General features: G+C 37.6%; 5 protein-coding genes. 4 read left to right on the plus strand and 1 reads right to left on the minus strand.

Going from position 1 to position 9,376, the window contains the following annotated elements:
• Nucleotides 1–331: 331 nt before the first annotated feature.
• Entirely contained in the window at nucleotides 332–1,147 is an 816-nt protein-coding gene (locus QXL17_08020; protein MEM4259074.1) for a recombinase family protein, read from the plus strand.
• Between the two features lie 334 nt (nucleotides 1,148–1,481).
• Here the strand turns inward: QXL17_08020 and QXL17_08025 are convergent, their stop codons facing one another.
• Nucleotides 1,482–4,319, minus strand: a complete 2,838-nt coding sequence (locus QXL17_08025) for a PKD domain-containing protein (protein ID MEM4259075.1) — start codon at nucleotides 4,317–4,319, stop codon at nucleotides 1,482–1,484.
• A 409-nt stretch (nucleotides 4,320–4,728) separates the two neighbouring features.
• On the opposite strand from QXL17_08025, the gene QXL17_08030 reads away from it, so the two are divergent.
• The 3 genes from QXL17_08030 to QXL17_08040 all read left to right on the plus strand — a co-directional run bounded on the left by QXL17_08030 (nucleotide 4,729) and on the right by QXL17_08040 (nucleotide 9,103).
• A complete protein-coding gene (locus QXL17_08030) occupies nucleotides 4,729–5,457 on the plus strand; it encodes a hypothetical protein (GenBank protein ID MEM4259076.1) in 729 nt (242 codons plus the stop codon).
• A 239-nt stretch (nucleotides 5,458–5,696) separates the two neighbouring features.
• Nucleotides 5,697–7,286 (plus strand): hypothetical protein, encoded by a 1,590-nt coding sequence (locus QXL17_08035; GenBank protein ID MEM4259077.1) that lies wholly within the window; start codon nucleotides 5,697–5,699, stop codon nucleotides 7,284–7,286.
• Nucleotides 7,287–7,423: 137 nt separating this feature from the next.
• A complete protein-coding gene (locus tag QXL17_08040) occupies nucleotides 7,424–9,103 on the plus strand; it encodes a sialidase family protein (protein ID MEM4259078.1) in 1,680 nt (559 codons plus the stop codon).
• The last annotated feature ends 273 nt before the right edge of the window (nucleotides 9,104–9,376 follow it).

Below are 9,376 nucleotides of genomic sequence, written 5' to 3' on the forward strand. Positions count from 1 at the left end.
CCTTTCACTTTTTCATACTGCTGCTTCAGGATAAAACGATCAAAACTCATCCTTCCATCACTCCTTATGTATAAGGTATGGCGAAGGGTCAAATAGAGGTTTCTATGAGGGGTTATTCAAAACCCTCTATTTTAAAATATTGTTATTTTATTAATTTAATTTTTTAATGTTTTACATTAACTATTATTTTTCGTGTTAACATATTGCATAGTAATTGAGTATTGTATGCTATACATAGTTATGCAATGTTAGCATTAATTATGTTAGATAATATTTAGCATAGTAGGCTATATCGATATTTTTATAAATTCACAAATACTGCTTTTTCTTAATGGATGCACCAAAAAAAATTCGCGCAGCAATTTATACGCGCGTTTCAACTGAAGACCAAGCAAAAGAAGGCTTTTCATTAGATGCTCAAATTGAAAAACTTCGTAGTTACTGTAAAGCACGCGATTGGGAAATTGCAGGTGAATACATCGATGATGGATACTCTGGAAGAAAAACAAGACGACCTGCGTATACCAAGATGATGGAAGATCTTGACAAATGGGATATTCTTTTGGTCATTAAAATGGATCGGATCCATCGTAATTCAAAAAATTTTATGCTTATGATGGAACAATTGAGTAAACAGAAGAAAGAATTTGTTTCGATGATGGAATCACTTGATACATCGACAGCAATGGGGCGTTTTGTCATGGATATTATTCAACGAATCGCTCAGCTTGAATCAGAACAAATTGGAGAGCGGGTCTATATTGGTATGGAACAAAAGGCTCGAATGAATGGCGGGGTGCTTGGTTTTAACATACCGTATGGCTATAATTATCTGGATGGAAAATTAGTCGTAAATGACTCTGAATCTAGAATCATTCAGGACATTTATTCTTGGTATTTAACAGGAAAAAGTATCGGTGAAATTTCTCAGATGCTTAATGATGCGCATATTCCAACAAAAAAGGGGGGTTTATGGGCGAAAAAGACGGTTTCAACGATTTTAAAAAATCCAATTTATTGTGGTTACCTCCGTTGGGAAGAGTATGTGAATAAAAGTGATCATGATCCAATAATAACCGTGCAAGATTTTAACAAGGTTCAAGAAATTTTTGCACAGCGCGGTGGGTCTCCTGCCAAATTTTTGTAAAAAACAGCCTCTTTTTGGTTACCTTCGGACTACCGAAGGTTACCCAACTGCCTAGTTTTTTTTATAAAACCGCCGGGTAACCAGCGTTTTTTTATCTGCAGTTCTCTTCGTTTGAAGGGTATGAACAACGCTTCAACTTTTTGACGACTTATACGCTTGAAGTACTTCCCTAGTACATTTGAACTACATACTACATTGCTAGAAATTATCTAACATATAGATGACCTGCAATTCTGCTCATCGGCGTAAAACAATGAACAAGTATGACATGTCTATCAAAAAAACAATTAGTTAATGTCTAATATTAATTTATTAACTATGTTACGATATATAATTAAATAATTTTGGTTAGTTTATAACTTCGCTGTTTTTTTCGATGCACGAAGAAAGCAACAATACTAATTATGGCGATACAACCACCGATACCAACGATACTAAAAACCATGAGCCAAGAATTTACCGCTTCGTCAAGACCTGGACTTTCAACAAAAACAGTATACCTTATTGTTTCTTCGTTCCCGTCTCCATCTCGAATCGTTAAAACAACCGTATAATATCCATCACGTCCGTACCTATGTACGACATTTATCCCTTCAGCAATCGTGCCATCGCCAAAATCCCATATATATGAATATAATAGCATCGACTCATTACTTGCATTAATGAAGAACGAAAAAGTTGTATTATCTTTTTGAAGATGCTTAATTGAGATCTCTTTCGTTGGTGAACTCGTATTTGGATCAATCTGAAACACAAGGATACTTAATGGATCTGACCAGCTGCTATTAGCTCCACGAATATCTTGAGCTTGAACTCGAATAGAAAACGTACCATATGATTTCCATGAATGTACAAATGTATATGAGATATTCGGATGAGTATACGAGGACCAAGGACTTCTTGTACCATCGCTACATTCATAGCGATATCGGACTTGATCGCCCTCAGAATCGTAGCTTACGATTGAGAAAGTATACGGAATGTCAATTCTCGCGGTTGTTGAACCTTGTGGTGATTTTGTGATCCTTGGTGGATTATTTGATGAGTTTGTTTTTATGCCTGGTGGTGCAGTTGGCAGATACGGTGGTTCAAAAAATTGACCCCCACTTGGCTGACTCGGCCCTATTGTTGTAAAAACAAATTGCACCCTATTGATCCGATAGGTATTATGAGCATATACCGTCCAGGTATATACGGTCTGTTGTGACAATCCAGAGATAGGACACGTTTTTGTTCCGTTGACTGCGTATTCGCCATGTGATGAGCCACTATTTGGAGATGTTGATACCGACCAGAAGAGATCAAAACCTTGAGGATCATGAATTGAAACGATGAGTACATTTGTACTAAGAGGAACATTCACTGCATTCTGATTTGGGTTTGGGAATGATATCTGTGGAGGAAAAACCACATTATGCATGGGATAATCATTTTCATCTAAAGGATCGGTTGCTTCTTCGTATTCATATCCATCAGTATACGTATCACTATCTGAATCTGGGTTATTCGGATTTGTTCCTGTATACAATTCATGTATGTTGTCAAGCTGGTCATGATCAGGATCATCAAATTTGCTGTATTCAAGCGAGTTGAAATAGTCTACTTCCCATGAGTCAAGCAGACCATCTCCGTCAGCATCTTCTGTATCACCACATGATTCGTCCCAATACCCGTCTCCATCATTATCCCAGCCATCACCACAGATTTCAGAGAGGGCATCAACATCTATTCCATGGATAAATCCTTGAGCTAAAGCAGTAGCATGCTGCATGAAATAATCAGTTGTATAACTACTGCTGGTTGGGCCAGGATATATAATAATTCCTTTTACTCCTTCAAGGTTCAGTAAATATCCGATTCGTTGAGATATTTTCGGATCCCATGAGGTACTGGTATAGCTCCCGTAGTTTTGTCCCGGGGGATTATACACGAGGTTTGATTGAACGATACTAAAACTCAGCCAGATATATGAATTTGAGAAATCATAAGTATCTAGATACGATTGAATAGTTGTCAGATGCGGTGCAAAATACCATGATGGTGAACTAATATCCCCAGTTCCAACAGGCATCCATGTTGAGTTACGAAGAGGTGGTATGTTTTCTCCATAAAAAACCACTTGTGTTTCTGGGTTTTTATTTTTAACAGAGGATCGTAAATCAAGACCTCGATCTCGCCAGTAAGCTATGTATTCATTATAGCAGTCATCAGTTGAATGACTCGCGTATCTCTTGTTACTTTGTTCAAGGATATGCGGAAAACACCCTGTATCTTTATTGAACCAACTTGGATGTTTTCCCCAGAGTTCCGTATCAAAAAGTACAGAATCATTATTTTGTATATCGATCCAGGAGGTGTAATTATCAAGAAGTTGGAGTTCTGCTTGCCAGAGAGTTCCATTGTATGCTGGATCATGAGCATGTCGATAACATGAATTTGAAGGATCAGGTACGACAAATCCTGGTGCATCAAAAAATTTTATACTTTGCCCGTTGCTTTCATGGGTCTCAGGGTCAAGTTGATTATTCAGAATGAGATGTGAAGAACTCAGATGGAATGCAAGGGGATATCCTAAGTTTCGCATATCATGAATTCTGTTGAGGAGGGTAGTAAGCTGAAAGTCTGAAGGATTTTGAGTCCAAATATGAAATCCTATATGTGTAAAACCAATGGCTCCGAGATCTGACGCGGTTTGTAGAAATCGGTTCCAATTGGTCGTGTTCATATCCGCTGCATCGATATAGGGCCCAAAATATGATAAAAAAGGAGAAAGGAGTTCATTTTTTTGTGTAGTAAAACAGAAGGTTTGATTTGTCCACGTTGTACCATCAGTAGCATTGACACACCAGGTATAGGTAGTATTGTACTGGAGGTTTGTGATGAGACATTTTTTTGTCCCATTATACTGGTTTAAACCTGTGGCAAAGCCGATGTTCGGTTGCGTTTTGATGGTCCATGAAAAAGAGTTGTTTTCTGGATCTGTGATGTGGATACTAAGAGGATTCCATGTTATAGGAACATTTGTTGCGTTATGCGGTGGAGATATCTTTGAAAAAACGGGACTTTTATTTGTTGGGGGATCAGCTTTGATGGTCAATGAAATGATCGGCATATATATGAGGAGAGCGAGAATGCAGATTAAGGAAATTGATTTTTTTATTTTCATTTTCATATAGATACCAATTTATTTTTTTAATATATAATAATTAATTTTCTGTATATCCGTTTTTTCCATCTCTTTAGAATCATCTTGGTTACTCCTTTTAAATAAACTTTGTATGCATTTTTTCATACTGCTATTTTGATACACAGGATTGAATTAAATATCAATAGTTATAATGTAAGTATTTTACGATAATTAATTAAAAAATTAAGTTATAAGTTTAAATTATTATTTGAACCGTGTTTATGCTAACTCGTACTCAAAATCAATAATATTGATAAGCAAATTGTTTTTAAAAACAGTGACACTTCTTTGAATCAAGGAATTATTCAAACGTTGTCTATGAGTTTCTGAAAAATTGCTGTTCAAAAATAGAAATCTCTAAATAGAAAATACTTATTTAGTTATGTGATTCATTATGAAAAAGGGAGGATTTTTTGCAATAAGTATACTTCTTATGATCTGCCTCAGCGCTACACCAGTCATAGGAAGTATCAGGCAAGTCAATCAACAAGAGCTTTTCCAAACAGAACAACATTCGCAACAGTCGGTCAAAACCATTACCTTTTTTGATTGCACGGGTTCTAGAACTCAAAAAAAAGAAATACAAATACCTGAATCAGAATTAGAATCTTTAAAAAATGAACTGCGAACAATACGAACAACAAGCAACTCTCCTGAAGAGTCGATTAAAAAACAACTTACAGTATTTCAAAAATATCATTTTATATCAGAAGATGTCACCTATGAAAAACTGCAACAGATCGCACAGCAAAGATTTCAAAAAGTATCATATTCATCACATAAAAAATTACCCGCCCCGCTCATTAACAACTCAGTTTTCAATGCTATGTGCGCTATCGATTTTGAACTAATCAACGGAACAACAGCAGTCTTCGGATTGAACACCTTCATCAATTACATAGGGTTTGATATCATCAGTTTTCACTATGGATACGCGGTCAATGGTATTGATACAAAAGGACTCTTACAACGATCTAATGATCCTGGAAACTATGTGGGGACTATGTTTGGATTCCTTGGATTTTGGCTTGGTGAGAAAAAGGTTGCAGGTATCTATACGAATGTTACTACTGCAGGGTTTACTGTAATTACTGGTTGGGTTCCTGTACCTGATTTTTCTTAATTTTTTCATTTTTTATATAATTAAACAAAAAATTTAAATACCATGCTTATATATTTTAATTATAGATGATCAATCGAAAGAATAATAAAATGATTGATCTATATCAAAATAAGACTTAGGGGGAATCTATGGCAAGAGCAATACACTACTTCATAAGAAAAGGATGGTCTATTGCTTCTTGAATATAGAATCGTAATAACTACCAATGAAGTATACCCCTTTAATAGAGGTGAAATAAGATGAAAAACATGAAAAAAGCAACCTATATAGTCGCAATAACGCTGGTTATTGCTGGGCTGATGATTACCAGTGGTATAAGTATCCCAACCACAAACGTCGAACAAACAACTGATGATTGTATTGCTACAACAGCAATGTTTAAAACGATCAGCAAAGCACGACCTGAGCAGAATATGATTCATCGTGGTGACAGTGTGATTATTTTTGATACAGAAACCGATGATTTTCATCCTGCTGTTGCTGGAAATGCACAAGGGCGGTTTTTTACCTGTTTTGAAGCAAATTTAAACGGCGATTACTACCCTTGGTTTTTGTATTCCATTGATGGATCAACCTGGGAAGAAGCAGGTTATTTTGCAGAATCTCTTGGAGGTAGTTACCCTGATATTGATTCTAATCAGAACGGTTTTTATGCAACCTTTGCGCCACCATCTGGGAGCAGTGGAGAGATCTGGGTTGTTGGAGGGTCAGACCCATCACAACCTGATGGAATGGTGTGGGATTTCGGTCCTCATGGTATCGAAGATTTTCGTTTTAACACCATAGCATCATACACACGTCAAGGAGAAGATTGGAATTTCGGTTGCGTTGCATTGACTGGATATAACAATTACCAAGGAGCAAACGTTCCTGGGACACCGTTTATTCTGTATCCGTACAGTTCAGACGGTGGAATTATCTCCTGGTTGCAAGCCGGTGGTTTTGTTCATTCAGATGTTGCTCTTGATGAAGTAACCCAAATGTGCTACGCAGTCTATGATCACGAAACAACGTTTAAATTAAAAGTTCGAAAATCCAACTTTGGAACCTGGCAAAACCAAGGTTCATACCAAGTACATCCCTCAGTCTGGTCAAAAGATATTGGTGATGGGACAACCCATTTACAAAACATGAGCATTGAAGCTTATAACAACTCAGTGTTGGTCGTTGCAGAATCAGATGGCGACATTATCTGTTTATATTCAACAAATGGTGGAACAAGTTTCAGCCAAAGCACGGTGGTCACCGGTGCGCAATATCCTGATATTATTCTGACACCTGATGGAAACTTTGTCTGCTCCTATGTCAAAGAAAACGTCCTCTATACGAAGATAACTTCAGATAGCGGTGCAACATGGGAAGATGAGACTAAGGTTGCTGATAACGAGATTCAAGCTGAATACCGTGCATCAAATCTCGGAAAAGGACAAACCAATGTTTACGCGGTTTGGCAGGATAACCGTGCCGAAGATCTTGATATCTATTTTGCAGCAGCTGGTCCAGAAATCGAAATCCCCATTCTGGATGTTGTTATTCAAAAGGGAATGGGCATTGGAGCAAAAGCGACGGTTACCAATGTTGGAACTGGCCCTGCAACGAATGTTGCATGGAGTATCAAAGTCACCGGTGGTATCCTTGGACGAATCAACAAAGAGGTTACTGGTACGGTTGCAACAATGGGCATCAGTGAAAACGCGGTCATGAATACCGGTATGATTCTTGGTCTTGGTGCCATTTCAGTTGTTGCTTCGGCAGCATGTACTGAAGGGGCAAATGATCAAGCAACAGCGAGCGGAACGCAAATCTTGTTCCTCACAAAAGTAAATTAAAAACTATCTTTATTTTTTCTTTTTTTTTATAATAATAAATTCATTTCATTACACTTCATTGTACATGTTGTACATGTTATTATCGATAGGTTTATATACTAATTATGTGTATTGTAGTAAAGAAAGGGGAATTTGTTATGCCACAAAATAAACATAAGTATGGTATATTTAAAGCAGTTCTAGTATGTATCGTTGCATTGGTATTTGTAGTGCCAACGTCAGCCATACATGCTAACAATGAAAAAAATATCTTAGTTGCTCAGCGCCATGCACTTCATAAACAAGTAGTCAAACCGATTGGAAGAAATTCTGATGTTCTTCTATCAGTTGATAATCCTGATCATGATGATATTCACCCAAAGATAGTTGTAAATCCCAATAATGGTGTGATCGTTGTTTGTTATGAAAAAGAAAACGGACCTGATTCAACATTAATTCCACTTCTATATTCAGAAGATGGTGGAGAAACTTGGACACTGTATTTTGAATTTGATTCATCAGCAGGTCTTCAAGGATCGGGTGTATTAAACTCACCAGATTTAGCATATTCAGCAGCTGTAGATCAATTTTTCTGGACTGCAATCGATCCTCTCGCCGATATGTATAACGAGGAACTTGCTTGGATTGCTGGCGATATCGCAACTTCAACAGACTTTATGTGGTATGGTATTTCTGGTCAAGGATCAACTGATTATACTGAGGGAGCACTTACCTTTGTTGGGCAATGGCTTGTCGGGCTTGCTATTGATACTGCCTATGGATTTACCGGTGCACCTGGTCTTGGGTATATGTATTATGATGTAAGTCAATCAAACGTGTTTTTCCCAGAGGATATTAATTCAAATTGGGCTGCTGGTTTTTACTATGATGGTCAATCTGTACTTGAAACAGCACCTGCAAGTAAACCAGAAATGGCAACAGGATCTGAACGCATTTATATGATCATGGAACATGATCGTGCTGGTGTCCCAGAAATCGCCTTCAAAGCAACAGTTACTGATCTTGACCCATCCTCATCAACGTTTTTATTCACCAAAGGTGGTGGACCTAGCGGTATGGATAAATATGCTGATATCGAGGTATGGCCGATGGGACAATTCTACCTAGCAACCGATGCGACTGACCCAGATATTGCAGCAAAAGATACAACAGTTGTTGCAGTTTACACGAAAAATGGAGACGTCCAAGCAAAAATAAGTACCGATAATGGTGTGAATTGGCAGGAATATACCGTTGAATCTGATGCTGGTTTTGGAACTGTAATGATCAATGCCACCGGTGTTATCTACTGCGCGTATATTAAAGAGAATAATGTATATTATAAAACATCTTCCGACAACGGTGCAACTTGGAGTACCGCGGTTCAAGTGAATGATCAAGACGGTACCGTTGTAGCAGAACCAGGATCAGTGCATATTGATCAAGCAGGTATTGTATGGACTGATGCACGTAATGGAAATTCTGATATCTACTTTGAAGCAATTGGTTTCCAAGCACAACCTATGCCCAAACTTGAAGTAACTGCAATAACCGGTGGTTTTGGCGTGGGTACTGTGATTAAAAACACAGGTAAAGCGCCAGCAACCAATGTTGACTGGACGATCAAAGTCACCGGTGGTATCCTTGGACGAATCAACAAAGAGGTTACTGGAACCGAAGCAACTGTCCCAGTGAATGGACAGTTTGCAGCTGCCACTGGTATCTTCTTTGGTCTTGGATCAATAACTATTGAGGTATCAGCGATATGCGATGAAGGACCATCGGTTACTCAAACCGGTTCTGGTACTCAGATAATCATCTGGACTAAAATTAAGTAGAAATCTATTCTTTTCTTTTTTATTTTTTTATATTTTTATTCGGTCTAATCGATAGTGTCAACTTAAGATCTTTCAACACAAACTATCAGGCGAGAAGATATATGATTAAATCCTTAAGTTGGCAGGCTCTCTAATTTCTTTTAATTATAGATGCTGTTAACTTAAGAAATTTTAATCCCAGCCCACAGATTCCATATGCGGTGAAATAACATAGAATAGATGGGATTGAAATAGTAAAAGAAGCTGCTGAAAGAAAAACATATCGTTGTCCGT

The sequence above is a fragment of the Candidatus Thermoplasmatota archaeon genome (genome assembly GCA_038884455.1).
GTDB lineage: Archaea > Thermoplasmatota > E2 > DHVEG-1 > DHVEG-1 > JAWABU01.